25 protein-coding genes and 1 pseudogene are annotated in these 25,053 nt (G+C 56.4%); 16 read left to right on the top strand and 10 right to left on the bottom strand.

Annotation, left to right across the window (positions count from 1 at the left end; genetic code table 11):
* Positions 1-109, top strand: a pseudogene (locus V6N04_RS17220) (IS5-like element ISCARN85 family transposase); the annotation flags it as partial.
* A gap of 6 nt (positions 110-115) precedes the next feature.
* Here the strand turns inward: V6N04_RS17220 and V6N04_RS17225 are convergent.
* The 5 genes from V6N04_RS17225 to V6N04_RS17245 all read right to left on the bottom strand — a co-directional run bounded on the left by V6N04_RS17225 (position 116) and on the right by V6N04_RS17245 (position 5,508).
* Positions 116-577 (bottom strand): DUF1178 family protein, encoded by a 462-nt coding sequence (locus V6N04_RS17225; protein WP_371171434.1) that lies wholly within the window; start codon positions 575-577, stop codon positions 116-118.
* An 84-nt stretch (positions 578-661) separates the two neighbouring features.
* A complete protein-coding gene (locus V6N04_RS17230) occupies positions 662-1,072 on the bottom strand; it encodes an NUDIX hydrolase (RefSeq protein WP_371171435.1) in 411 nt (136 codons plus the stop codon).
* An 80-nt stretch (positions 1,073-1,152) separates the two neighbouring features.
* Positions 1,153-2,871, bottom strand: a complete 1,719-nt coding sequence (gene metG / locus V6N04_RS17235) for a methionine--tRNA ligase (RefSeq protein WP_371171436.1) — start codon at positions 2,869-2,871, stop codon at positions 1,153-1,155.
* Between the two features lie 85 nt (positions 2,872-2,956).
* Entirely contained in the window at positions 2,957-4,201 is a 1,245-nt protein-coding gene (locus tag V6N04_RS17240; RefSeq protein ID WP_371171437.1) for an Hsp70 family protein, read from the bottom strand.
* Positions 4,202-4,236: 35 nt separating this feature from the next.
* Positions 4,237-5,508: an MFS transporter gene (locus tag V6N04_RS17245; RefSeq protein WP_371171438.1), complete on the bottom strand. Its 1,272-nt coding sequence runs from the start codon at positions 5,506-5,508 to the stop codon at positions 4,237-4,239.
* 205 nt (positions 5,509-5,713) lie between these two features.
* Between V6N04_RS17245 and V6N04_RS17250 the strand changes: the two genes are divergently transcribed.
* The 5 genes from V6N04_RS17250 to V6N04_RS17270 all read left to right on the top strand — a co-directional run bounded on the left by V6N04_RS17250 (position 5,714) and on the right by V6N04_RS17270 (position 9,677).
* Positions 5,714-6,835 (top strand): ABC transporter ATP-binding protein, encoded by a 1,122-nt coding sequence (locus tag V6N04_RS17250; protein ID WP_371171484.1) that lies wholly within the window; start codon positions 5,714-5,716, stop codon positions 6,833-6,835.
* A 222-nt stretch (positions 6,836-7,057) separates the two neighbouring features.
* Positions 7,058-7,282: a twin-arginine translocase TatA/TatE family subunit gene (locus tag V6N04_RS17255; RefSeq protein WP_371171439.1), complete on the top strand. Its 225-nt coding sequence runs from the start codon at positions 7,058-7,060 to the stop codon at positions 7,280-7,282.
* A 27-nt stretch (positions 7,283-7,309) separates the two neighbouring features.
* The gene (tatB, locus tag V6N04_RS17260) at positions 7,310-7,939 is read left to right on the top strand and encodes a Sec-independent protein translocase protein TatB (protein WP_371171440.1); all 630 of its coding nucleotides are present in this window, start codon (positions 7,310-7,312) and stop codon (positions 7,937-7,939) included.
* A complete protein-coding gene (gene tatC / locus V6N04_RS17265) occupies positions 7,936-8,838 on the top strand; it encodes a twin-arginine translocase subunit TatC (protein ID WP_371171441.1) in 903 nt (300 codons plus the stop codon). Before tatB ends, tatC begins: the two co-directional genes overlap by 4 nt.
* A gap of 44 nt (positions 8,839-8,882) precedes the next feature.
* Positions 8,883-9,677 (top strand): ATP-binding protein, encoded by a 795-nt coding sequence (locus V6N04_RS17270; protein WP_371171485.1) that lies wholly within the window; start codon positions 8,883-8,885, stop codon positions 9,675-9,677.
* 47 nt (positions 9,678-9,724) lie between these two features.
* Here the strand turns inward: V6N04_RS17270 and serS are convergent, their stop codons facing one another.
* Positions 9,725-11,017, bottom strand: a complete 1,293-nt coding sequence (serS, locus tag V6N04_RS17275) for a serine--tRNA ligase (protein ID WP_371171442.1) — start codon at positions 11,015-11,017, stop codon at positions 9,725-9,727.
* Between the two features lie 156 nt (positions 11,018-11,173).
* Between serS and yajC the strand changes: the two genes are divergently transcribed.
* The 9 genes from yajC (at position 11,174) to V6N04_RS17320 (ending at position 18,116) form a co-directional block, all read left to right on the top strand.
* Positions 11,174-11,503, top strand: coding sequence for a preprotein translocase subunit YajC (gene yajC, locus V6N04_RS17280; protein ID WP_371171443.1), 330 nt, complete (start codon positions 11,174-11,176; stop codon positions 11,501-11,503).
* A 58-nt stretch (positions 11,504-11,561) separates the two neighbouring features.
* On the top strand, positions 11,562-14,192 hold the full coding sequence (gene secD / locus V6N04_RS17285) for a protein translocase subunit SecD (protein ID WP_371171444.1): 2,631 nt from the start codon (positions 11,562-11,564) through the stop codon (positions 14,190-14,192).
* Positions 14,185-14,940 (top strand): sulfite exporter TauE/SafE family protein, encoded by a 756-nt coding sequence (locus V6N04_RS17290; protein WP_371171445.1) that lies wholly within the window; start codon positions 14,185-14,187, stop codon positions 14,938-14,940. The genes secD and V6N04_RS17290 overlap by 8 nt, the downstream gene beginning before the upstream one ends.
* Before the next feature lie 21 nt (positions 14,941-14,961).
* A complete protein-coding gene (locus V6N04_RS17295; RefSeq protein ID WP_371171446.1) occupies positions 14,962-15,315 on the top strand; it encodes an Mth938-like domain-containing protein in 354 nt (117 codons plus the stop codon).
* A 9-nt stretch (positions 15,316-15,324) separates the two neighbouring features.
* Entirely contained in the window at positions 15,325-15,966 is a 642-nt protein-coding gene (gene ccmA, locus V6N04_RS17300) for a heme ABC exporter ATP-binding protein CcmA (protein ID WP_371171447.1), read from the top strand.
* Positions 15,963-16,619: a heme exporter protein CcmB gene (gene ccmB / locus V6N04_RS17305; RefSeq protein ID WP_371171448.1), complete on the top strand. Its 657-nt coding sequence runs from the start codon at positions 15,963-15,965 to the stop codon at positions 16,617-16,619. The genes ccmA and ccmB overlap by 4 nt, the downstream gene beginning before the upstream one ends.
* Before the next feature lie 67 nt (positions 16,620-16,686).
* Positions 16,687-17,421, top strand: coding sequence for a heme ABC transporter permease (locus V6N04_RS17310; protein ID WP_371171449.1), 735 nt, complete (start codon positions 16,687-16,689; stop codon positions 17,419-17,421).
* Positions 17,411-17,569: a heme exporter protein CcmD gene (ccmD, locus tag V6N04_RS17315; RefSeq protein WP_371171450.1), complete on the top strand. Its 159-nt coding sequence runs from the start codon at positions 17,411-17,413 to the stop codon at positions 17,567-17,569. Before V6N04_RS17310 ends, ccmD begins: the two co-directional genes overlap by 11 nt.
* Entirely contained in the window at positions 17,562-18,116 is a 555-nt protein-coding gene (locus tag V6N04_RS17320; RefSeq protein ID WP_371171451.1) for a DsbE family thiol:disulfide interchange protein, read from the top strand. Before ccmD ends, V6N04_RS17320 begins: the two co-directional genes overlap by 8 nt.
* A 290-nt stretch (positions 18,117-18,406) precedes the next feature.
* On the opposite strand, the gene V6N04_RS17325 is transcribed toward V6N04_RS17320, so the two are convergent.
* Both V6N04_RS17325 and acnA read right to left on the bottom strand, forming a co-directional pair.
* Positions 18,407-19,117 carry an SDR family NAD(P)-dependent oxidoreductase gene (locus V6N04_RS17325; RefSeq protein WP_371171452.1) on the bottom strand — a complete coding sequence of 237 codons (711 nt, stop codon included), beginning with the start codon at positions 19,115-19,117 and terminating at the stop codon, positions 18,407-18,409.
* A gap of 106 nt (positions 19,118-19,223) precedes the next feature.
* On the bottom strand, positions 19,224-21,914 hold the full coding sequence (gene acnA, locus V6N04_RS17330; protein WP_371171453.1) for an aconitate hydratase AcnA: 2,691 nt from the start codon (positions 21,912-21,914) through the stop codon (positions 19,224-19,226).
* Positions 21,915-22,143: 229 nt separating this feature from the next.
* On the opposite strand from acnA, the gene V6N04_RS17335 reads away from it, so the two are divergent.
* On the top strand, positions 22,144-22,875 hold the full coding sequence (locus V6N04_RS17335; RefSeq protein ID WP_371171454.1) for a DUF1223 domain-containing protein: 732 nt from the start codon (positions 22,144-22,146) through the stop codon (positions 22,873-22,875).
* Between the two features lie 16 nt (positions 22,876-22,891).
* Here the strand turns inward: V6N04_RS17335 and V6N04_RS17340 are convergent, their stop codons facing one another.
* Together V6N04_RS17340 and V6N04_RS17345 are read right to left on the bottom strand one after the other, a co-directional pair.
* Positions 22,892-23,773 (bottom strand): lysophospholipid acyltransferase family protein, encoded by an 882-nt coding sequence (locus V6N04_RS17340; RefSeq protein ID WP_371171455.1) that lies wholly within the window; start codon positions 23,771-23,773, stop codon positions 22,892-22,894.
* 129 nt (positions 23,774-23,902) lie between these two features.
* Entirely contained in the window at positions 23,903-25,003 is a 1,101-nt protein-coding gene (locus V6N04_RS17345; RefSeq protein WP_371171456.1) for a flagellar motor switch protein FliG, read from the bottom strand.
* Positions 25,004-25,053: the final 50 nt, after the last annotated feature.

The raw sequence follows: 25,053 nt of genomic DNA on the forward strand, positions 1-25,053 counted from the left end.
TCGAAGGCTGAAAGGATACCGGCGCATCTTCTCAAGGTTCGAAAAGCTGGACGTCATGTACCGCGCTTTCCTGAATTTCGCCCTAATCGTCGATATGATTAAGTGTTAACAGGCCCTAGTTCATCTTCCGCGTTGGTCGAAAGGGTAAAGGCATCACCGGCACGCCGTCCTCGACAAGTTCTTTGGCCTCGGCCAGATTTGCCTCGCCATAGATTGACCGTTCCGGTGCATCGCCGACATGCATCGCCCGTGCCTCCTGTGCGAAGTCTTGACCGACATAATCGCTTTCGGCTTCGACCTTGGCCCTCAGTTTGGCAATTTCGGCTTCAACCTCGGCGTTGGGTGCGGCCATTGGCACGCTGGGTTCTGCCTTTTCGGATATCGGCGGTGACGGAGCCTGTGCAGCTGTGCGCGCGGGACGTACTTTCGGCGCCATCAAGCTTTTTGCGATCTCGGATGACCCGCATTGGGGGCAAGTCACATGTCCTGCGGCCCGCAGCCCATCATAGGCCGCACCATTCTGGAACCAGCTTTCAAACGCGTGATTTTGATCGCATTTCAGTGCATAGCGGATCATGGGTATTCCCGAAACTTCATAGCCATATCAATATGGAGATGCCTTTGACCCAACGCAACCCGCCTGACGGATACCGGTATCGGACTACGCCAGTTTTTTTGGATCAAATGATTTAATGATGCGGCGCAGCTCTGGCTCCCAAACCATCCGCGCGGCTTTTTTTCTTGAAACCCACTTGCGACGCCGTTGTCCGGTCTCGGGGAACTGCTTGTGCTGCTTCTTGACCCTCAACGGGAAAACCGTCACGAGACAAGACAAGCGCGCGTCATCAAGTTGTTTTTCATAACTGTAGAAGCCTAACACTTGATGGCTCACTTTGCCTTCAACGCCAGCCTCCTCATAGGCTTCAACTGCCGCCGCCCCTGCTGGGGTTTCGCCATCCATGGGCCAGCCTTTCGGAATAATCCAACGACCGGTCCTGCGCGTTGTGACCAGCAAAACCTCAACCTTGCCATCTTTGATCCGATAAGGAAGCGCACCAAATTGAGTGCGCACCGAACGCTTGTCCTTTAACGAAAGACGGATTGGGCGTGGTTGTTTTTTGGTGATCTTCAAATTTTACTGCCCTTTACGATTCACTCGTCGCGCTGGCCTGCGAACTTGGTCTGCCACTCTTCACGTTGTTCGTCCGTGATCTTGGAAAAGAGGTTGTCTGGCACCGTGAAGGCATGACCTGCTTCCAACGAGGCCAGAGCCTCGTCGATGTCCTCTGGCCAGTCCAAATTCGTATTCATTGCGGCGCAAAGTGTTGCCGACGCGTCCGGTATGAACGGGGCTGATAGCACGGCGTAAAGCCGGATCAGATTGAGGGCGAGCTTGATTTGCGCAGCCGCTTGATCCGGGTCGGTCTTGAAGGTGCTCCAAGGTGCCGTCGTTTGCAGATATTCGTTGCCAGCCACCCAGATGCTGCGCAGTTCCTGTGCGGCCTTGCGCACGTCCATAGCCTCCATGTGGCCTTCATAGGCGCGGACTTTGCTGGTCAGGTCTGCGATCAAAGCGTTTTCCACTTCGCCGTATGCGCCGCCCTCGGGCACCGCTTCCGAGAATTTCGAGCGGCAGAACTTAGTCACACGGCTGACGAAATTGCCCAATACATCGGCGAGGTCCTTGTTCACGGACGTTTGGAAGTTCTCCCACGTGAACTCACTGTCCGAGTTCTCGGGCGCATGGCTGAGAAGCCACCAGCGCCAGTAATCTGCAGGCAGGATCGACAGTGCCTGATCCATGAAAACGCCGCGCCCTTTAGAGGTCGAGAATTGCCCGCCATCATAGTTCAGGTAGTTGAAGGATTTGATGTAGTCGACCAGCTTCCACGGCTCTTGTGAGCCCATGATCGTTGCGGGGAATGACAGGGTGTGGAAAGGGACGTTGTCCTTGCCCATGAATTGCACATAGCGCACGTCATCGGCACCTTTATCGGTGCGCCACCAGCGCTGCCAGAAGTCGTCGCCTTCATCCAGCTTGTCCGCCAATTCGGCTGTTGCGGCGATGTATTCTATGGGCGCATCGAACCAGACATAGAAAACCTTCCCTTCCATACCGGGCCAATCCGCGTCGCCCTTTTTCACCGGCACACCCCAGTCCAGATCGCGCGTGATACCACGATCTTGCAGGCCGTCTCCGTCATGTAGCCATTTCTTGGCGATCGAGGTTGTCAGCACCGGCCAGTCAGTTTTGGTGTCAATCCAGGCGTCCAGTTTGTCCTTCAGCGCCGATTGCTTGAGGTACAGGTGCTTGGTCTCGCGCACTTCAAGATCGGTTGATCCCGAAATGGCCGAGCGGGGTTCGATCAGGTCGGTCGGGTCCAGTTGCTTGGTGCAGTTTTCGCATTGATCGCCGCGCGCGCCATCGTAACCGCAATTGGGGCAGATGCCTTCGATGTACCGGTCTGGCAGGAAACGCCCGTCAGCGTTTGAATAGACCTGCTTCTCCGAAACCTCCTCGATCAAGCCATTGTCGGCCAGCTTGCCCGCGAAATGTTGGGTCAGCTTGTGGTTTCGTTGCGACGACGAGCGGCCGAAATTGTCGAAAGACAGACGAAACCCCTCGGCAATCTCTGCCTGGATCGCGTGCATTTCGGCGCAGAATTCGGCCACGGGCTTACCTGCTTTGGCCGCCGCCAGTTCAGCCGGTGTGCCGTGTTCGTCGGTTGCACAGATAAACATGACTTCGCGCCCGCGGCCCCGGTTATAGCGGGCATAAAGGTCAGCTGGCAGCTGCGAGCCGACCAGATTGCCCAGGTGCTTGATCCCATTGATATAGGGGATGGCCGAAGTGATAAGGACGCGGTTCATGATGTCTCCGGATATCAGGTTTGTGGCTGTTTAGGCGGAAATCGTAAAAAGGGCCAGAGCAAGCGTGACTTTGCCATCCAGGGCGTCAGACCTGTGACTTGGTCGCCAAAGCCAAACCATCCACCACGGCCGTAAACGCCTCGGATTGATGCAACGTTACATTCGGGCAAACCGCCAGCACCTCGTCGGAGACGAGTTGCATCAGGCTGGACCCACCGACCAGAACGGCCGCGTCAATTCCAACCGGCGCAATCTGCGCCCGGAGCAGCGTTTCGTGGATGGCGGCTTTCAGATCATCCCGGAACCCCAGCAATGCGGCGTTCATCGTGCCGGGTGTGATCGGTTTCTCCAGGCCGCGTTCGACAAACTCCATGTCGATCCGTGCGTTTCCAACGCGGGCATTGGCGGCAATTTTCCCGGCTTCAACTGCGAAGGCAAGCTCGTGCCCCAGTCGGTCCTCAATGACGTCGCGCAGTCGTGTTAACTTGGCTGGTTCAACAGCATGTTGTAGCAGATCATCAACTTTGCGCTCAGTCTCGCGCGAATACAGAAACGGGATCTTGGCCCATGTCGCCAAGTCCTGAAAGATAGCGTTCGGCATGGGTTGTAGGCCCGCCCCGAAGGTGCGCCGCAATTGCCCGCCATGCCCCAGCAACGCCATCACATGAGACATCGAAATTTTCTGGTCGAAATCCGTGCCGCCAAGACGAATACCATGGCTGGCAAGGATCGTTACTGTGTCGCCGTCGCTACGATAAATGCTGAAATCTGACGTGCCGCCGCCGATATCGACAATCAGTCCGGTCTGACCTGCGCCACCCATCCCGTGGCAGGCATGGGCGGCGGCTTCGGGTTCGTAAAGGAAATCGACCTGCTCGAACCCCGCGGCATGGTAACATGCGCGCAGATCAGCTTCGGCTTGCTGATCGCGGGTTGGATTGTCGGAATGGAACTGCACTGGCCGCCCCGATAGGACCCGTTGAAATGTATGGCCAGTCGCTGTCTCAGTACGGGATTTAACTGCGCTTAGGAACGATGTAATGACGTCGGCCAAAGTTTGGCGTTTGCCGCCAACGAGACGGCTTTCGTGCAGCAGGTCGTGACCCAAGATGCTTTTTAAGGCTCGCATATAACGCCCGTCATCGCCGTCAATCAGCGCATCACTGGCCGCCCGACCGATGCGCATGCCGCCTTCGGTCGGGAAAAACACGGCAGTGGGTAAGGTGTCGGCCTCGGCCTCGATGGCGATGCGGTGAACAACGTTTCCGTCCAAAATGGCGGCGGCGGAGTTCGATGTTCCGAAATCTACGGCAAGAATTGGGGACGTCATGGCCACGATCCTTTTAATACAGAAAGGGCGCGTGACTACTTGCCGGGAATATTACTGTCAACCTTTTTGCCTCCGACCGTGTCGCTTGTCGTGTCGCGCATTCGTCCAAACAGGCGGCCCATCGAGAACGACGTCCGCGGCGTATAGGTATAAGGTGTTTTGTCCTCGACCGTCGGGCGCGCGCGCATACGGGTGAGGCCAAAAATGATCAGCCCAAGGTGTCCAGTTGCAATGAATGTAAAAAGAGCTGGAGGACCGTAGAGCGCGATCAGGTTGGAAGACACCCACGGCGATGCGATCGCACCGATGGCATAAAAAAACATGAGGGCTGCGGAAAGCTCGACCCGCTCTGCGCTGGTGGCGAAATCATTGGCATGGGCCGCGGAAACCGAGAATATCGGGAAGGTTGTGAAGCCAAACAGAATTGCGGTCAGAAAAGCCATCTGGGTGCCCAAACCACTGGCGCTGACCGTCAGGGTGCAACTTACGATGGCGGCGACGGATAGCCAGATCAAAACCCAACGTCGGTCGTATTTGTCGGCAATCCAACCAGTTGGGATCTGCGCAAGGGCACCGCCAAGCACGAAGGCCGCCAGAAACCACGCAAGTTGCTGGGTTTCAAGCCCGACCTCTTGCCCATATATCGGACCCACCATCCGAAAGGCCGCCGAGGTGATCCCGGCGACAACACATCCTGCCGCGGCAAGCGGGGACAAACGCCATGCAAGACCGGGTCGAAGGCGCGGGGCCTTGGGGGTTTCTGGCTGGCTTGCGCGGGTTAGCATCAATGGCAGGATCGCCGCGCAGCAGATAAGCGCGAGCAAGTTGTAGCTGACGTAATGGGCGGGGGTCAGGACGCCGATCAGAAGCTGGGCGGCCAAGGAGCCTCCCATATCGACCGCGCGGTATCCGCCCATCGCGCGCCCGCGTGTCTCATTGGTGATTTTGGCGTTCATCCACGCCTCGATCACCGTGTAGGCACCGGCCACACACAAGCCTGAGGCCACACGCATCACAGCCCATGCGTAGGGGTTGAAAACAAGTGTGTGAGCTAAAAGCCCAATCGCGCCCAAGGCTGTGAACACAGCGAATGCGCGCGAATGACCGACGCTGCCCATCAGGCGCGGCGACCACCAGCATCCTATGAAGAACCCGACAAAATGCGCCGATCCCAACAAGCCAATTTCGGATGTGGTGAAGCCAAGGGCCAGACCGGACAGGGCGTCCAACGGGCCAACGCCACCTGTGCTGAGTTGAAGTAAGACAACTGACAGAAGCAATGCAGCAAAGGAAATCAACAGACGCATAATGGCTTTCCTGACAAGTATCCGCATCCCTATCTGAAGTCAGAGCATAGAGCAGCGCGTGTTGGATTGCGACAATTCCGCGTCGTTTGCGGGCGAGAGATGGCTTGCGGGCGAAAAACTGTCCTGATATGCCGATGAAAACCTGATGGATTTCATCGGGTATGCCGTGCGCACGGCTAAGACAGCAAGGGATTTGCCTGCAATCATGGACGGTGCCAAAACCAATACTGCACGCTTGGAAATTCGCGATCTTCGGCGGGAGTTTGGGGGGCGTCCTGTCGTGCGTGGTATTTCGCTATCGTTGCAGGCTGGACAAGTGACAGGGTTGCTCGGCCCCTCGGGCTGCGGAAAGTCCACGACATTGCGGATCATCGCCGGCGTAGACCAACAGACGGCCGGCGAGGTTTGGATCGACGGACAGCAGGTTGCGGGACCGGGCGTGTTTTTGCCGCCAGAGCGGCGCAATATCGGTCTGATGTTTCAAGATTTTGCGCTGTTCCCACATCTCTCAGTAGCCGAGAATGTGGCGTTCGGACTAACAGGCTCGCGCACTGAAAAACGATTGAGGGTGCGCGAATTACTGGAGAAAGTTGGGCTGGTCCGTTTTATCGACAGCTATCCGCATGAACTTTCTGGCGGTGAACAGCAACGCGTCGCGCTGGCGCGCGCACTCGCGCCGCGCCCATCGATCATGTTGATGGATGAACCGTTCTCGGGGCTCGACAATCGGCTACGTGACGGCATTCGCGATGAAACGCTGAGCATCCTGAAGGAAGAAGGCGCTGCCGTTCTTCTGGTGACCCACGAACCAGAAGAGGCAATGCGCATGGCCGACGAGATCGCCTTGATGCGCAATGGCGAGATCGTTCAATGTGGTGCACCCTATAACCTGTATAACGCACCGGCCGATCTGGAGGCCGCCGCGTTCTTTTCTGACGTAAACGTCATTGCGGGGAAAGTGCAGGGAGCATTGACGGAAACGGCGTTCGGCCAGTTTTTGGCGCCCGGTGTGCCAGACGGAGCGATGGTCGACATCGTCATCCGCCCGCAACATCTGAAAATTGACTTTGACAGGGGTGGCAAGGGCCCAAGCCCGACACCTGATCATGGTGTTTGGGCCCGTGCACTTGTTGATCGAGCGCGGTTCATAGGCAAAGAAAGCCTTGTCGATTTTCGAATGGAGGACGACAGTGCAACACTAACTGCATCGGTTCCATCTGTGTTTTTGCCACAGCAGGGTACACCCCTATGGATCGCGATTAGACGCGACCGGTGTTTCGTTTTCCGTCACCGTCAGGACATTGGATCCGACCTGCCTGCAGTGTGAAGCTGTCCGACCAGCTAGAAAGAATCGCTGGCGTGATATTCGTTAGGTGTCGCCGTCTACTCGCGCATTGATTGCGTAAATTTACCCCCTGCGCGCATTTCTCACATCAATTTCCTACCTGTTTTTCGCTTTGGGGCTTTGAACTTGGCCCGCAAAGCCATAAATGTTTCAAGCGTTATAGATTTGGACGGGCGACGCGCCCCTCCGACTAGGGAGAATAAGATGCTCAACAATATCGGCCTTCCGGGCCTTCTGCTGATCGCCGTTGTGGTGCTGGTTCTGTTCGGCCGCGGCAAAATCTCGTCACTGATGGGTGAAGTCGGCAAAGGCATCACTGCGTTCAAGAAGGGCGTTGATGATGGCAAGCAAGAGATCGAAGAACAGGCGGCAGATGCAGCAGAAGCTGCAAAAGATGTGACCCCCGAGACTGACAAAGAAAAGGCGTAAGCCGCGACGTTTTAGGGGGCTTTGCCCATGTTCGATATCGGGTTTACCGAGCTATTGGTGATCGGGGTAGTCGCCCTGATCGTGGTGGGTCCAAAGGATTTGCCAGGAATGTTCCGCACGCTGGGGCGGTTTACCGCGCGCGCGCGCCAGATGGGGCGTGAGTTCAGTCAGGCGATGAACGAGGCGGCTGATGAATCTGGCGTTAAGGACATCTCTGACAACATCAAATCTGCCACATCATCCAAGGCGATGGGGCTGGACGCTTTGAACAAAGCCGCTGATGGGTTTGAGAAATGGGATCCAGCGAAAGCCCTTCGCGATCAGAAAGCTGCGGACGAGGCGACAAAGCCGAAACCCGAAGAGCTCTCGGCTTTGGAAAGCGCCAGCGACGAAGCTGCACGCAAGATCCATGCGGCCACAACGAAAGCGGCCGAGGCGCCCAAGGCGGATCAGACAGCCAAAGCAGCGGCAAAGCCAAAGGCCGCGGCGACCAAGAAACCCGCCGCAAAGCCTGCAGCGGCCAAGAAAACGCCAGCTAAGAAGCCCGCTGCCAAAACCCCGCCAAAAACCGCGTCTGCAAAAAAGCCAGCAGCGAAGTCAGCGGCCAAGGCAAAGCCCAAATCCAAGACCAAACCCACGGATACATCTAGCGCATGAGCGACACTGACGAGATTGAAGACAGCTCGGCCCCATTGATCGAGCATCTGACCGAGCTGCGTTCGCGCCTTATCCGCTCGGCGTTGGCATTTATCGTTGGCATGGTGATTTGTTTCACCGTCTGGAACCCGATTTTCAATTTCCTGACCGATCCTCTGTGCCAAACAATGGCAGAGCGGGGGCAGGAAAGCTGCGGGCTGATCCTGATCAAGCTGCAAGAGGGCTTCTTTGTAGCGATCTCAATCTCGCTGTTTGGCGGGCTTGTGCTGTCGTTCCCTTATATCAGTTACCAGCTTTGGCGCTTTATCGCGCCGGGTCTTTATAAGAACGAAAAGAACGCGTTTTTGCCGTTTGTGCTCGCGTCGCCCATCATGTTTTTGATTGGGGCGAGCTTTGCGTTTTACGTCGTGATGCCTCTGGCGTTCGACTTCTTTCTGGGCTTCCAGCAGCAAGGCGGCGTGGCCGAAACAGGGGTTGAGGCTTCGATTGATTTCCAGGGCTCCGTTCAGGAGTATCTACGACTTTCGATCAAGTTTATCGTGGCGTTTGGGCTTTGTTTCCAGCTGCCGGTTTTGTTGACCTTGATGGGGAAAGCCGGACTTGTCAGCGCGCAAGGCCTGTCGGATATGCGCAAGTACGCGGTGGTCGGCATTCTGGTGCTTGCAGCCTTGGTGACCCCGCCTGACGTCATCACTCAGGTGATCCTGTTCGTCGTTGTCTACGGGTTATACGAGATATCCATCCAGTTGGTGAAGCGTGTCGAGAAGAAGCGAGAGGCCGATTTGCGTGCGCAAGGTCTTTGGTTCGAAGATGATGATGTGGATGAAGCTGACGATGATGAGTTGATGGCTGAGTTTGATGAAGACGAGAGCGAGGAGAAGCCGGAGAAAGACGCGTGAGTGACACCGACGCCCTAAGCCGGATCGCTGATGCGTTGGAACGGATGTCACCCGCGCCGCTGTCTGCGCCCGATTTCTCTAACGCCGACGCCTTTGTCTGGCACACTGCGCCGGATCGTCTTGAGCCTGTCAAGAACGTCAACCGCGTGGCGATTGAACTGCTGATCGGTGTGAATCGCTCGCGTGACACCCTTTTGGCAAACACGTTGCAATTTGCCCGTGGTCTGCCCGCGAACAATGCGCTCTTGTGGGGGGCGCGCGGGATGGGGAAATCCAGCCTTGTGAAGGCGGTGCATGCGGAAGTGTTGAACCGGGGCGAGGCGCTCAAAATCGTCGAGCTTCAACGGGAAGACCTGCCATCCGTATCGCGCCTGCTTGGTCTTTTGAGGGACGCACCGTACCGGTTCATGCTCTTTTGTGACGACCTGAGCTTTAGCCATGATGATCAGCATTACAAAAGCCTCAAGGCTGTCTTGGATGGTGGGATCGAAGGGCGGCCTGATAACGTGGTGTTCTATGCCACGTCAAACCGCCGCCACTTGATGCCGCGCGATATGATCGAGAATGAGCGTTCGTCGGCGATCAACCCATCCGAGGCGGTGGAGGAGAAGGTCTCGCTGTCCGATCGGTTTGGGCTGTGGCTTGGATTCCATCCCTGTGATCAGGATGAGTACTTGTCGATGATCCGAGGGTATTGCGACGCCTATGGGGTCACGATTGATGATGAAGCGCTGCGGGCTGAGGCCATAGAATGGCAGGCCACGCGTGGCGCGCGGTCCGGCCGTGTGGCGTGGCAGTATTTTGTCGATCTTGCCGGTCGACAAGGCGTAACGATCTAATAAAAACGGCGCCTCACTGGGCGCCGCTTCTTCTTATCGATTTCTGTTCAGACCAGTTCGCCATCTGCCGTGATCCGCGTTCTTCCACGCAGATACGGGTGCAGCGACTGAGGTAGATGAACCGATCCATCCGCTTGTTGACCGTTCTCAAGCACGGCGATCAGCGCGCGACCTACCGCCAAACCGGACCCGTTTAGCGTATGAACATGCTGCGGCTTTCCGCCTTCTGCTGGTTTATAACGCGCGTTCATACGGCGGGCTTGGAAATCGCCTGCGACCGAGACCGAGCTGATCTCTCGGTACATATTCTGACCGGGCAACCAGACTTCGATGTCATGGGTGCGTTTCATGCCAAAGCCCAGATCGCCTGTGCAAAGGACCACCGTGCGATAGGCCAGCCCCAAGCGTTCCAAAATGTCTTCAGCCAGTCGGGTCATGCGCTGATGTTCAGCCGTCGAGTCTTCGGGTTTGGTGATGGACACCATCTCGACTTTTTCGAACTGGTGTTGGCGCAACATGCCCGCCGTGTCTCGTCCGGCAGATCCGGCTTCGGATCGGAAACACTGGGTGTGGGCGACATAGCGGCGGGGCAGGTAGCTTTCGTCGATGGTCGCGCCGTTTACGATGTTGGTTAGTGTCACCTCGGCCGTTGGCACAAGCCACCAACCGTTGGTGGTTTGATAGCTGTCCTCGCCAAACTTCGGCAATTGACCTGTGCCGTACATCATCTCTTCTTTGACCAGCACCGGGGTCCAGGTTTCGGTCAGACCGTTATCCTCGGTATGAACGTCCATCATGAACTGGGCCAAAGCACGGTGTAGGCGCGCGACGGCGCCAGATAGCACCATGAAGCGCGAGCCGGAAAGCTTGGCGGCGGTCTCAAAATCCATGCCCGCTTTGACGGCCGGAAGCTCATAATGCTCCAGCGGTTTGAAATCAAATTCGCCCGGAGTGCCCCAGCGGTTGATCTCGACATTGTCGTCTTCGTCAGCGCCATCCGGGATGTCGTCGCCGGGAATGTTTGGCAAGCCCATCAAAAGATCGGTCAGCTTCGCGTCCAACGCTTTGGCCTCGTCATTCAGCGTGCCAATCTCGGCTTTCTTCTCGGCAACCAAGGCGCGCAGGCGTTCAAACCCGGCCTCATCACCTGATGCTTTCGCAGCCCCAACCGACTTTGCGGCTTTGTTTGCATCCGCTTGCGCGGTCTCCGCGGCCAGAATGGCCCCGCGGCGTGCTTCGTCCAGCGACAAAATCTCGCCCGACAATGACGACAGGCCCCGACGGGCCATTCCGGCGTCGAAAGCTTCGGGATTGTCGCGGATCAGGCGAATATCGTGCATGGATTGCTCCTTTCATTATCTCAAACCGCATATGCCAGAAGGGGGCAGGCGGGGGAAGGGGAAATGATCGCATCCGCTTGCTTGCCAACCCCAGAACCCCCATATAGTGTGCGCCGACCAATGGGGCCTGAGGCCCAACAAAAAAGGGATATGCACATGTTTGCCACACCTGCTTTCGCACAGGCCGCGGGCGCGCCCGCCGGAGGGCTTTTGAATTCTATGCTGGTGCCAATGCTTTTGGTGTTCGGGATCATGTATTTCTTCATGATCCGCCCACAGCAAAAAAAGATGAAAGAGCATCAAGCGATGCTGGGCGCATTGCGCAAGGGTGATCAGGTGGTCACGCAGGGCGGCGTGATCGGCAAGGTCGTCAAAGTCAAGGACGACAGCGAAGTTGAAGTCGAGATCGCATCTGGCGTGAAGGTGCGCGTCGTACGCGGCACGATCTCCAAAGTGATTGGCAAGACCGAACCGGTCGAAAGCTGATCTGCGCGGATACTCCGCCATTACATAATATTCTCAAAGGCTTATAAGGCAGGGGCTTATGCTTCAAATCGCGACTTGGAAACGTCTTGTGATCTGGGGGCTGGTCGCCCTTGGCTTGTATTTTGCAGCGCCGAACGGGTTTTATAACCGCGTCGAGGTGCATAACGATGCGGTCAAAGAGATCGCCGAAACCGGGGCGACGCCCGAGTTGGAGGCGGACAAGTCAGCTTGGCCCGACTGGGCTCCAAACTCGCTTGTGAACCTTGGGCTTGATCTGCGCGGCGGCGCGCATTTGCTGGCCGAAGTTAAAGTCGAGGATGTCTACGGCGCGCGTATGGATTCGCTGTGGCCAGAAGTTCGTGATGCATTGCGAGGTGAACGCGGGACGATTGGCACCATTCGTCGGCAAGATAGCGCGCCAGACGAGCTTCGGATCAAAATCTCGAACCCAGAGGCATTGCCGCAGGCCATCGAATTGGCCCGCGCACTGGCACAGCCTGTGGTCAGTCTGTCTGGCGTCGGATCAACTGACTTTGAGGTGAACGCGGGTCGTGAAGGCGAGTTCGTGGTGACTTTGTCCGAGGCCGAAAAGGTGGCGACAGACGACCGCACCATCCTGCAATCCCTTGAGATTATTCGCCGTCGTGTGGACGAAGTGGGTACACGAGAGCCGACGATTCAGCGTCAGGGTGATACGCGTATTCTTATCCAGGTTCCGGGCATCGGCAGTGCATCTGAGCTGAAAGAGATTATCGGCAAAACCGCGAAACTGACCTTTAACCCTGTCGTTGGACGTACAACGGACCCGGCCGCAACACCGGGGCCACGCACCGAAATTCTTCCTTCGCTGGATGAAGAAGGCGTGCGTTATGAGCTTGAGAAAACACCTGTTGTAACAGGAGAAGAGCTCGCGGATGCGCAGCCTTCATTCGACCAAAACGGTCGACCCGCAGTAAGCTTCCGGTTTGATGTGACCGGCGCGCGTAAGTTCTGTGACTATACCGGTGCCAATGTTGGTGCGCCGTTTGCCATTGTACTGGACAAAGAGGTTATTTCCGCACCGCGGATCAACGAACAGATTTGTGGCGGCTCCGGCATCATCACTGGCAATTTCTCAATTGAGGAATCGACCAATCTTGCCGTGCTTCTGCGCGCAGGCGCGTTGCCCGCCGAGCTTACGTATGTTGAAGAACGCACGATCGGGCCTGAACTGGGGCAAGACAGCATTGACGCAGGCAAAATCGCCTCGGTCGTAGCATTTGCGGCTGTCCTGATCTTCATGGTGCTGGCCTATGGCTGGTTCGGTGTGATTGCCAATGTGGCGCTGATTCTGAACGTCGGGATGATCTTTGGTCTTCTGTCGATGATCGGGGCCACCCTAACGTTGCCGGGTATCGCCGGTATCGTGCTGACCATCGGTATGGCGGTCGATGCCAACGTGTTGGTGTTTGAACGTATCCGCGAAGAACTAAAGGCGGGTCGGGGCCCAGCCCGGGCCATCGAATTGGGGTATGAAAAAGCTCTGTCGGCCATTCTGGATGCCAACATTACGACCTTCATTACCGCTGTGATTTTGTTCGTCATGGGGTCGGGTCCGGTGCGCGGGTTCTCGGTCACCTTGGGGCTGGGCATCATCACCTCGGTCTTCACTGCGATTTTCCTGACCCGTCTGATCATTGTGATGTGGTTTGAGCGTAAACGCCCACGTCAGCTGGACATCAAAGGCATCCGCAGGGCACCGAAAGGCCGCGTGTTTGATTTCTTCAAACATTCCGTAACCACTTTGGGTGCGTCTGGTTTGGCGATGGTCGCCTCGGTGATGTTGTTCCTGATCATCGGGTTGAATTTCGGCATCGACTTCCGCGGCGGTACCACGATCCGCACCGAAAGCACCTTGGCCGTCGACGTTGGCACTTACCGCGATGCCCTGACCCCGCTGGGCCTTGGTGACATTTCGATAGTCGAGGTCAATGACGTGAACTTCCGCGCCGACCAGCATGTCAGCCAGATCCGTATCGAAGCACAAGAAGGCCAAGAGGCGATCACGCCCGAAACCATTCAATTGATCGAAGGCGCTTTACAGAACGTAGACCCCGCCATCACCTTCCCAAGTGTGGAGAGTGTGGGGCCTAAGGTCTCGGGCGAGTTGATCACCACTGCGGTTCTGGCGGTCGTCGCGGCGATTGCAGCGGTTTTGGTCTATATCTGGCTCAGGTTTGAATGGCAGTTTTCACTGGGTGCTGTGGCGGCGCTTGTGCATGACGTGGTGCTGACCATCGGGGTATTTGCGCTTTTGGGTATCAAGTTTGATCTGGCGATCATCGCGGCCCTTCTAACCATTGTGGGTTATTCTTTGAACGACACGGTGGTTGTGTTTGACCGGGTGCGTGAAAACCTGCGTCGATACAAGAAGATGGATCTGAAAGAGGTTCTGAACCTGTCGATCAACGAGACATTGTCGCGCACCATGATTACGTCCGTCACCACACTTCTGGCGCTGATCGCGCTTTATGTGTTGGGTGGAGATGTGATCCGGGGTTTCGTCTTTGCGATGATCTGGGGCGTTGTCGTCGGGACGTATTCCTCGATCTTCGTGGCCTCAGCAATTCTGTTGAAGCTGGGCGTAAAACGCGATTGGTCAAAGCCTGACGCGACCGCTGGAAACCAGTTCGCAAACGTGGATGCCTGATCTTCTGGCACAAGCCCTGGCGCTGCCGGGGCTTGGCTGGCTGGTGTTGGCTGCCTTTGCCGCAGGGCTTGTCCGGGGGTTTTCGGGCTTTGGTACGGCACTGATTTTTCTGCCCATCGCGGCGCAAGTGATTGACCCCGTTTGGGCTATCACCGTCTTGATTGTCATGGATGTCGCCGGGCCGGCCCCGGCCATTCCGCGTGCGCTGAAAGATGGCCACCCCAAGGATCTAATGCGGTTGCTTGGCGGCACCGCCCTGGCGTTGCCTTTCGGGTTGGCTGCACTATTTGCAATTGATCCAGAGGTTTTCAAGCTTGTGGTATCGGCGGTGAGCCTAGTGATGCTGGCGCTTTTGATGACCGGGCTGCGTTATCATGGGGTCGTCACGCCCCGCCTTGTTTGGGCAACAGGCGGCGGAGCGGGATTTTTGGGTGGAGCAGCCGGCATTCCGGGCCCGCCGGTCATTTTGCTCTATATGGCCTCGACCCACCCGGCGCGGGTGATCCGGGCAAACATCACGGCGTTCTTGTTTTTTTACGATATTATGATGTTGATCGGTTTTCTTTTTGCCGGTCGGCTGCTTGGGCTTCCTGTTATGCTTGGCGTCCTCGCGATGGTTCCCAACCTCGCCGGCAATCTGATAGGTGGCGCTCTGTTCAATCCTCGCCATGAAGCACTTTATCGATGGGCGGCTTATCTGATCATTGCGATTTCCAGCCTTTCCGGGCTTTATGCGACGATCAGCTAGCTAAGATCGCAGGGGCCCGTTATGCAGTTTCACGAAGTCAAATACGACAATGCGCAGCCGGTCGATGGGTACGGCCCCGGGTTCTTTCGCATCGCCGGTAAGGTGATCGACGGCGCGGTCCTCGTCACAGAGGACGCTGCCGTTAGTTGGCGTGGTCCCGACGATCTTGCCCCACTAGAAGCGCTTGCGGGCCGGATTGACGTCCTTTTTTACGGAACTGGAGCCGAAGTCGCCCATCCCCCGGCCGACTTGGTTGCGGCACTTGAGGCGTTGGACATTGGTATCGAAGCTATGGCGTCTGCGCCTGCATGCCGCACCTATAATGTACTGGTGGCCGAGGGGCGTCGCATTGCTTTGGCCGCCCTGCCGGTCTAAGCCTTCACCATGGAAATGAGGGTCGACAACCTGTCTGTTGCGCGCGGTGGCGTGCCGGTGCTTGAAGGGCTGACCTTCACGCTGTTAGCAGAGCGGGTTCTGATCCTGCGGGGGCCAAATGGTTCGGGTAAAACCACATTGCTCAGAACACTGGCGGGGCTACAGCCCGCGGTGGCTGGCACCATTTCCGTTGACCCCGAACATATCACCTACGGCGCACATGCGGATGGGCTGAAGGCCACCCTGACTGTTGAAGAGAATTTGAGGTTCTGGGCATCGGTTCATGGGGTCGCGGATATCACGCCCGCCGTTCAGAACTTCAATCTGGCCGGGCTGACCCACCGCCCGGCGGCAAATTTATCTGCTGGGCAGAAGCGCCGTTTGGGGTTGGCCCGCCTGTTGGTCACCGGGCGGCCGATCTGGCTTTTGGATGAGCCGACCGTATCACTTGATGCGGCATCGGTGACGCTCTTTGCAAATGCGGTGCGCGCTCATGTTGCAAGCGGTGGTGCGGCGCTGATCGCGACCCATATTGATCTTGGGCTCGAGGCCGAGACGTTTGACGTTGGTCCCTATAAAGCTGACCCGAACGGTATGCGGGACGCACAAAGCCGCGACCGCTATGCTGATTTCGATGAGGCGTTCCAATGATTGCGCTTTTGGTTCGAGATCTACGGCTTGCCATGCGCGCCGGCGGAGGGTTCGGGCTGGGGCTTGCGTTTTTCCTGATCGTTTCGACCCTTGTGCCGTTTGGTGTTGGCCCCGAGGCGGCCATCCTAAGCCGGATTGCACCAGGTATCCTGTGGGTCGGTGCTCTGCTGGCCTGTCTTCTGTCGCTCGACCGGATTTTTCAATTGGATTTCGAAGACGGATCTCTGGACTTGCTTGCGACGGCGCCCATCCCGATGGAGGGTACGGTCGCCGTCAAAGCGTTGGCCCATTGGCTGGTCACCGGGTTGCCGCTGACCTTGGCTGCGCCGATCCTTGGCACGCTTATGCATCTTGAAAGCCCCGGCCATTATTGGATGTTCGTCACTCTGCTGATCGGCACACCCGCGCTGTCGATGATCGGCGCGTTCGGTGCCGCGTTGACCGTGGGATTGAAACGGGGTGGGCTTCTTTTGTCCTTGCTTGTCCTGCCGCTGTATATTCCAACGCTTATCTTTGGTGCAGAGGCTGCCACTCGCGGCACTGCGGGCTTACCCGCAACAACGCCACTTTTGATGATGGCTGGGATCACCGCAGGCTCAATCGCGCTTTTGCCCTTTGCCGCCGCCGCCGCCCTTCGGATTAACCTGAGATAGGTCAAGTCGCCGTGAGGAAAACCCTACTATGCTTGCGCAAATCATAGCCACCGAATAGAGGAAGCTTATGTCACTTTGGGAATTTGCAAACCCGGTTAAGTTCATGGCGCTCAGCGGCAGAGTTCTGCCTTGGGTGATCGGACTCACGGTAATCACCTTGATACCGGGGTTGGTCTGGGGCTTTTTCTTTACGCCAGCTGCAGCGAACTTCGGAAATTCGGTCAAGATAATTTATGTACATGTGCCGTCTGCCATGATGGCGATCAACATCTGGGTGATGATGTTGGTCACGTCGTTGATCTGGATTGTGCGTAGGCACCATGTGTCGGTGCGGGCTGCGAAAGCGGCGGCTTTGATTGGCGTGACAATGACTGTGATCGCGCTGGTCACGGGTGCGATTTGGGGGCAGCCTATGTGGGGTACCTATTGGGCATGGGACCCGCGACTTACGAGCTTTCTGATCCTGTTTTTGTTCTATCTCGGCTATATGGCGCTTTGGGCGGCGATCGATAACCCGGATACGGCTGCAGACCTGACGTCGGTCCTGTGCATCGTCGGTTCAGTATTCGCACTTCTCAGCCGATACGCTGTGAATTTCTGGAATCAGGGACTTCATCAAGGGGCGTCCCTTTCGCTGGATAAGCAGGAAAACGTCTCGGATGTTTATTACGTACCACTTTTGCTGTGCATCGCCGGGTTCATCTTGCTGTTTGTCGCCTTGGTGCTGATCCGTACGCGGACCGAACTACGACTGGTGCGCCTGCACCGTTTGGAAATCCGCGAAAGGATGAATGATGCTTGAGCTTGGCAAGTACACTGACGCGATTTTGGCCTCTTGGGCCATCACTCTCGGACTTTTGATCGTGTTGATCCTTGTGTCTTGGCGCCGTTCGGCCCAAGTGAAGAAGACACTCAATGCGGCTGAGAAAAGGGCGAATGGCAATGACTGACGAGAAGAAAAAGGGCATCTCATGGTTGGTCTTTATCCCGCCCGTGATATTTGTCGGCCTGGCTGTGATGTTCTTGTGGGGAATGAACCGCGACGACCCGAATGCCTTACCGTCAACCCGCGAAGGTGGCATGGTCCCAGCGCTTCAGGTCACGGAATTTGAGGGCGCGCCAAGCTTCACTCATGCCGACTTGACTTCAGGAGGCGTAAAGCTTGTGAATTTCTGGGCCAGTTGGTGTGCACCATGTCGCGCGGAACACCCGCAACTCGAAACCCTGGCGGCTGAAGGCGTCGACATCAAGGGTATCAACTACAAGGATACACCGGCAAATGCGGCGCGGTTCCTTGATCAGCTTGGCAATCCTTACGCGGCGCTTATGGCCGATAGCGACGGCCGGACAGGACTGGATTGGGGCCTGTATGGCGTGCCCGAGACCTTCATCATTGCGGGTGACGGAACGGTTGTGAAACGTTTTGCCGGTCCGATAACCGAGAGCATTCTGGAAAACGTGATCCGGCCAGCAATGGCCGAGGCCTCTGACCGTTAACCGGCCGAATGTAACATCAGGATAAAGGCGCTGAACGCAAGCGTTTCAAGAACAGGTAGAGATATGTGGCGCGTAATTCGCTGCATGGTAATCTGCTTCTTATTATGTCTAAAACTACTAAATCAAAAAAGTCAGTGTAATATGTTGACCTTACGGAACCTTACAATTTTCTGACAAATTGATCCAGTGGATTTTGCCTAAAATCAGTTTGTTTCCTAATCAAAGTTAACGCAATAAGTAATCTGGTCGATGTGCCGTGCATCACATACATCGGCAGATATCCGCCAGCTTTATATGCGATAGCCACCACTGACTGTCAGGGTCTCGCCGGTGACAAATCCGGCATCGTCACCAAGCAAGAACCGTGCGGGGCCGGCTATGTCTTGTGTCGTACCATTTCGGGGCAAAGCGCTGTCAGTTCTGATCATCTCTTGCACGTCGGTGGGTCTGGGGCAGTAGTCGCGTTCAATGGCCCCAGGGGCAATGGCATTCACACGAATTCCACTCTCTCCTAAAGCCTTGGCTTGCGCAATTGTCATTGCCACCAGCGCCGCCTTCGATGCGCCATAGGCCCCAGCGGTGGCAGGGGGAGAGGCCGCATTGACAGACGCAATGTTCAGAACCGCAGATCCAGACTGCATGAAAGGTAAACAAGCAGCCAGCATTGCGGCAGGTGCAATCACGTTGGCCTGGTACATGCGGGCATGATGTTCAGGATCGACCTCCTCGTGAGACGTTTCCGAGACAACTCCGGCATTGTTCACCAGTTTATCAATCCGGCCAAACCGCTCGATCACATGAGCAACAATCTTTTCAGGTGCCGTTGAGTCAATTAGATCGGCCTGGACCGCAAGCCTATCAATTGAAGACGAAGTAAAATCTTCAGCTTCTTTGTGACCGGTTAGGTAGGTGATTGCCACTTGATGATCTTGCGACAGATCATCGGCAATCGCGCGGCCAATGCCACGTGCGCCACCGGTTACTAGGACAACCTTCTTCATAAGTGCGCCCCCATCAATCGGCAGTGTTAACAGCTTCAATTCCCGTAGCAATCACAAAAAAACGCGCCCTGAAGGCGCGTTTTCGTTGGTTTTCATAGGTATGAACTTATGATTTCGCGAGATTACGCAGCACGTAATGCAGAACGCCGCCGTTTTCGACGTATTCAATCTCGACTTCGGTGTCGATCCGGCACTTCAATTCGATCTCCTTAGCCGAACCATCCGCGAAGGTGATGGTGCAAGGTACATTCGAAAGCGGCTTCAGATCGCCTGCCAGCCCGGTGATCGAGACGGTTTCTTCCCCAGTCAGACCAAGCGTTTTGCGCGTGTCGCCACCGGTGAATTCGAACGGGATGACGCCCATGCCAACCAGGTTTGAACGGTGAATACGCTCAAAGCTTTCGGCGACTACGGCTTTGACACCCAGAAGGTTTGTGCCTTTAGCGGCCCAGTCACGTGAGGAACCAGCGCCATACTGCTCACCACCGAAGACGACAAGCGGGGTGCCTGCCTCTTGATAGGCCATCGACGCATCGTACATCGAAGTCTCTTTGCCATCGGGCCCCTTGGTGTAACCACCTTCAACACCGTCCAGCATCTCGTTCTTGATGCGGATGTTGGCGAACGTGCCGCGCATCATGACCTCGTGGTTGCCGCGACGCGAGCCGTAGGAGTTGAACTCACGCGGGGCGACCTGACGCTCGGTCAGGTACTGACCGGCAGGCGATGACACAGGGAACGACCCGGCAGGCGAGATGTGGTCGGTGGTGATCATGTCACCCAGTACGGCCAGAACTTTTGCACCCTCGATGTCCGAGATCACGCCCGCATCTTTGGACATGCCTTGGAAGTAAGGCGGGTTCTGGATGTAGGTCGAAGCAGTTGGCCAATCATAGGTCTCGTCGCCAGTGGTCTCAACCGATTGCCATTTGTCATCGCCTTTGAAGACGTCCGCATATTTCGACTGGAACGCTTCGCGGGTGACGGTCTGTTCGACCAGCTCTGCCACTTCTTGGGTCGAGGGCCAGATGTCTTTCAGATAGACATCGTTGCCATCCTTGTCCTGACCGATTGGGTCAGAGGCCAGGTTGATGTCCATCGTGCCGGCCAATGCATAGGCCACGACCAAGGGCGGTGAGGCCAGATAGTTGGCACGTACGTCAGGCGAGATGCGCCCTTCGAAGTTCCGGTTGCCCGACAGGACCGAGGTGGCGACCAGATCGCCTTCGGCAATTGCTTCGGACAGTTCGGCCTGGATCGGGCCAGAGTTACCGATACAGGTGGTGCAGCCATAGCCGACGAGGTTGAAGCCAATCTTGTCCAGATCTTCTTGCAGGTTTGCCGCTTCAAGATAGGCAGACACAACTTGGCTTCCCGGCGCCAGTGAGGTTTTCACCCAAGGCTTGCGGTTCATTCCAAGTGCGGCCGCTTTACGCGCCACAAGGCCCGCGCCGATCATCACATATGGGTTCGATGTGTTGGTGCACGACGTGATCGACGCGATCACGACCTTGCCAGATTCCATCGTGTAGTCTTCGCCTTTGACCGCCACTTCTTTGCCCATCGGGCGTTTGAAGGTCTCTTCCATTTCTTTGCGGAAGGCCGATTTAGCATTGGTCAGCGCCACATAGTCTTGCGGGCGTTTGGGGCCTGAGATCGCAGGCACGATGGTGCCCATGTCGAGCGACAGGGTGTCGGTGTAGATGGGCGCATAGTCTGCGTCGCGCCAGAACCCGTTTTCCTTGGCGTAGGCTTCGACCAATGCGATGCGATCTTCGTCACGACCGGTGGTGCGCAGGTAGCGCAGGGTTTCACCGTCGATCGGGAAGAAACCACATGTTGCGCCGTATTCCGGTGCCATATTGGCGATGGTTGCACGGTCAGCCAGTGGCAGACGATCCAGACCCTCACCGTAGAATTCGACGAACTTGCCGACAACGCCTTTTTCGCGCAGCATTTCGACGACCTTCAGAACAAGGTCAGTGCCGGTGGTGCCCTCGACCATCTCGCCAGTCAGTTCAAAGCCGACAACTTCGGGGATCAGCATCGAAATCGGTTGACCAAGCATGGCGGCTTCAGCCTCAATCCCGCCAACACCCCAACCCAGAACGGCCAGACCGTTAACCATTGTGGTGTGGCTGTCCGTGCCGACAAGCGTGTCAGGGTAAGCGACCTGTTCACCGTTCTGATCCTCATCCGTCCATACGGTTTGGGCCAGATATTCAAGGTTCACCTGGTGACAGATGCCGGTGCCGGGGGGCACAACACGGAAGTTATTAAAGGCCGACTGACCCCATTTCAGGAAGGTGTAACGCTCTAGGTTACGTTCGTATTCGCGATCAACGTTCATCTGGAACGCGCGGGGGTTGCCGAACTCGTCAATCATGACCGAGTGGTCGATGACCAGATCGACGGGGTTCAGCGGGTTGATCAACTGTGCGTCACCACCCAAAGCTTTGATGCCATCACGCATGGCGGCAAGGTCAACAACGGCTGGAACGCCGGTGAAGTCCTGCATCAAAACGCGGGCAGGGCGATACGCGATCTCGCGCGGGTTTTTCCCACCCTTTTCGGCCCATTCCGAGAACGCTTTGATATCTTCGACGCTGACGGTGCGTCCGTCATCTTCAAAGCGCAGCATGTTTTCAAGAACGACTTTCAACGCGGCTGGCAGGCGCGAGAAGTTACCAAGCCCGGCGGCTTCTGCCGCAGGAATGGAGTAATAGGCGATGGAGGATGCACCTGCCTTTAGCGTTTTACGCGTTTTGGCGGTGTCTGAACCTACGATAATGGTCATTGGGTGGCTCCCTTATGGTCAGGATACAGGGTTTTGCTGGCTTGCATGTGCCTTACATATTGGCGTCATGCAAGGGGAATCCGGTAAATTGTATGCGATTGTACACCAAAAATCGAGCGCGACCTCCACTTAACGGCGAAAACTGTAACATACCGCTCGCAAAACCTTGATTGGAAGGTGTGCAGGCGGCGGGCTATCTAGGTATTAACACAAATGGAATAGAGACCCGATGAGAGCAGTTCTTACCCCCTTCTTCGCGTGCGCCTTGTGGCTCGGAGCGACTTCGGCCAATGCCGATCAGCACCCGGTCACGGTGGCCGAATTATTTACATCGCAGGGGTGTTCATCCTGCCCGCCGGCTGACGAGCTGCTCGGCAAGCTTGCCGAATACAATGATATCCTGCCATTGGCGTTTCATGTCGATTACTGGGACTATATCGGGTGGAAAGACACCTTTGCGCAGGCCGCGTTTACCAACCGACAGAAAAACTATGCGGGCAGCTTTGGTACCCGCTCGATCTATACACCTCAGATGATCATCGGAGGGGTCGATCAGGTGGTCGGCAGTCATGCTGTCGAGGTTATGAATATCCTACATCACCATCAGGAGAAGACAGCACAGGTCGACCTGCTCGTTGTGAAAACGGATGCGGGTCAGGTCGTGCGGGTCAAACCCATGACGCATTTGGATTTACCGGACGATATGCGTGTTCAATTGGTGACCTTCATTCCGCAAGCTAAGGTCGCGGTCAGTCGTGGCGAGAACGCTGGCCGTTCCATAACTTCGACCAATGTCGTCACGGGCGTGCAGACCATTGGCAGTTGGAACGGCAAGACTGACGCAGACTTTGCGCTGCCGATCCCGGTGACACCGGACGGGCAGGGGGCTGCGATACTTCTTCAGGCGTCAAAAAGCCGGGGCTATCCGGGGGAAATTCTGGCGGCCATAAAGCTGGATTGATCGGAACAAGTAAGGCTTACTGATCTTTGGGCATCTGCCATCGATTGTGGATCCAAAGAAATTGATCCATGTGCTGACGCACTTGCGCTTCGAACCGGTCGTTAAATTCTTGCATCATGGTCTCGGCATCGCTGTGGGTGATCGGCTCTTCGATCACGACATCGAAATCGAGCCCGTTTTCCTTGCGGATCGCAAAGGCAGGAATAAAGAGCGTATCGTATTTCAGCGCCATTTCCGCGACAGCAAGCGTGGTCATGGCAGGTTGGCCGAAAAAGTTAAGCTTGGCCCCCTGATCCTCGCGTTGATCCAGAAGGATCGCCAGCAACCCACCCTTGCGTAGGTGCTTGACCATTTCGGCCATTCCGCGACGGGATTGTTCAAAAGCTTTACCTTCAAACCCCTCCATACGTGCCTTGTAGCTTTCGTTGAAATAGGCATTGGACATCGGACGGTAGAGTGCCCCGGTTTGAAAGCCAGCTTGGATCAATACTGCACGGGCGGCGTCGTAATTTCCGAAATGGCCCGAAATGGCAATAATTGGACGGCCGGCGGCTTTGGCCTCTTCCAATGCAGATACACCTGGGCCAGAAAGCTTGGTGGACTTCAACCGGTCGTAAAATGCATCGCCCGACCACATTTCAGCCAGAAACCGCCCTGCATTCTTCAGTACGGCGTGTTCAAGCTTCTTTGCGTCTGAGTCAGACATGTTGGGGCAAGTTAGTGCCAGATTGCTGCGGATACGTTTGTCATAGCCTGCGACCGGGCCGATCACGCGAGCGGCGAGCCAACCAACCGTCGGCAGGCGCCAGCGGTATGGCAGAAGCCGGGGCAAGTTTAGCACAGCGGACAAGGCCAAATGAGTCAGATATGGACCGACACCTCGTTTTTCCTGCACCATCCTGTTTGTCTCCAATGGCGCAGACAGATTTACGCTGCGCTTGTGGCTGTTATCGAAGGCCAGACATAGCTGCCGCGGGCGACAGTCGCAAGCGTTAGGCGGAGGCGAAGTTCGTTTGAGATATTGGGGTCAGTCTTCCTCGTCCTCGACGATCAGCGTGACCTCTCCTGCGGTTTCCAGCGCGCGGATGTTGTTCACCACCGCGCTCATGGCTGCTTCGCCATCCTTGGTCTTCACAGCGCCACGTTCCGACATTTCTTCGCGGATTTGCTCGGCCATGCGCTTGGACATCGCACCCAGAATGAAGTCGGTAACTGTTTGCATCTCGTCCGTTGCGGCGGTGAGCGCGGTGATCAACACGGCCTGATCGATATCCTTGGTAACCTTCGGCACATCCTTTGGTTCAAGGCGGGCTGGGATATCTGCGAAGGTGAATATCGCCTTGCGCACCGCCGTCGCAAACCCCAGGTCATCGGCCTCTAGCCCGTCCAGCACGTCGTCGCGTGTTCCAGCAAGTGAGGCATTGAGGATTGCCCCAACACGTTCCACCGGCCCGTCATCAAACGCTTTGGGCGGGCGCGCGCCCAATTGGTCGGCAAGCGACCTGCCAATTTTTTCCACCACTTCTGGGGCGATATCTCCTGTTTGCGACACAGCGTAGGCGACCTTTCGGGCGCGTGGCCCGGGCAATTGCCCCAAAAGATCCGCCGCGACAGAAACCCTTAGCTTCGAAAGAAGCACAGCGGCGATTTCGGTGCTTTCCGTTTGCAATGGTGGCAACAGCATTTCCGGGTCTAGCTCTGCAATGGTTTCCCATGGATCTCCGCACAGGTTTACCCCGGCCATCTTGCGCACCCGCGCAGCCGTGGCCGGGCTGATTACGCCGTCCAGAACGGTCAGCGCGCCTTCGATACCATTCGGGAAGGCAAGGCCAATATCCTCAATCTCGGACACGAATTCTTCAATGACCTGCTTCAATGTTGCCCGATCGATGTATCGCATCGCCGACATTTGGCGAATCATCTCGGTCTGGAGGGCTTCTGGCAGGTCGCGCAGGGACAGCTCCGCACCCTCGGCGAGCAAAAGGCGCACGATGATCGCTGCCTTTTGCCGCTTTCCAAGTCTGGGCGTGCGGGCGGAAAACCGGTTCACACTCCCATCGTTGGCCGAGTCTGATAAGATTTCACCGACGTAGTTGTCATTGGGCCTTGTTGTAACTGCGGTCTCCACGCATCCCTCCGGTCTGCTTGGGGACAGATTGCACGGAGGGGGTTAAGACA

Origin of the sequence: Aliiroseovarius conchicola (assembly GCF_041403445.1) — a bacterium.
GTDB classification, from domain to species: Bacteria; Pseudomonadota; Alphaproteobacteria; order Rhodobacterales; family Rhodobacteraceae; genus Aliiroseovarius; species Aliiroseovarius conchicola.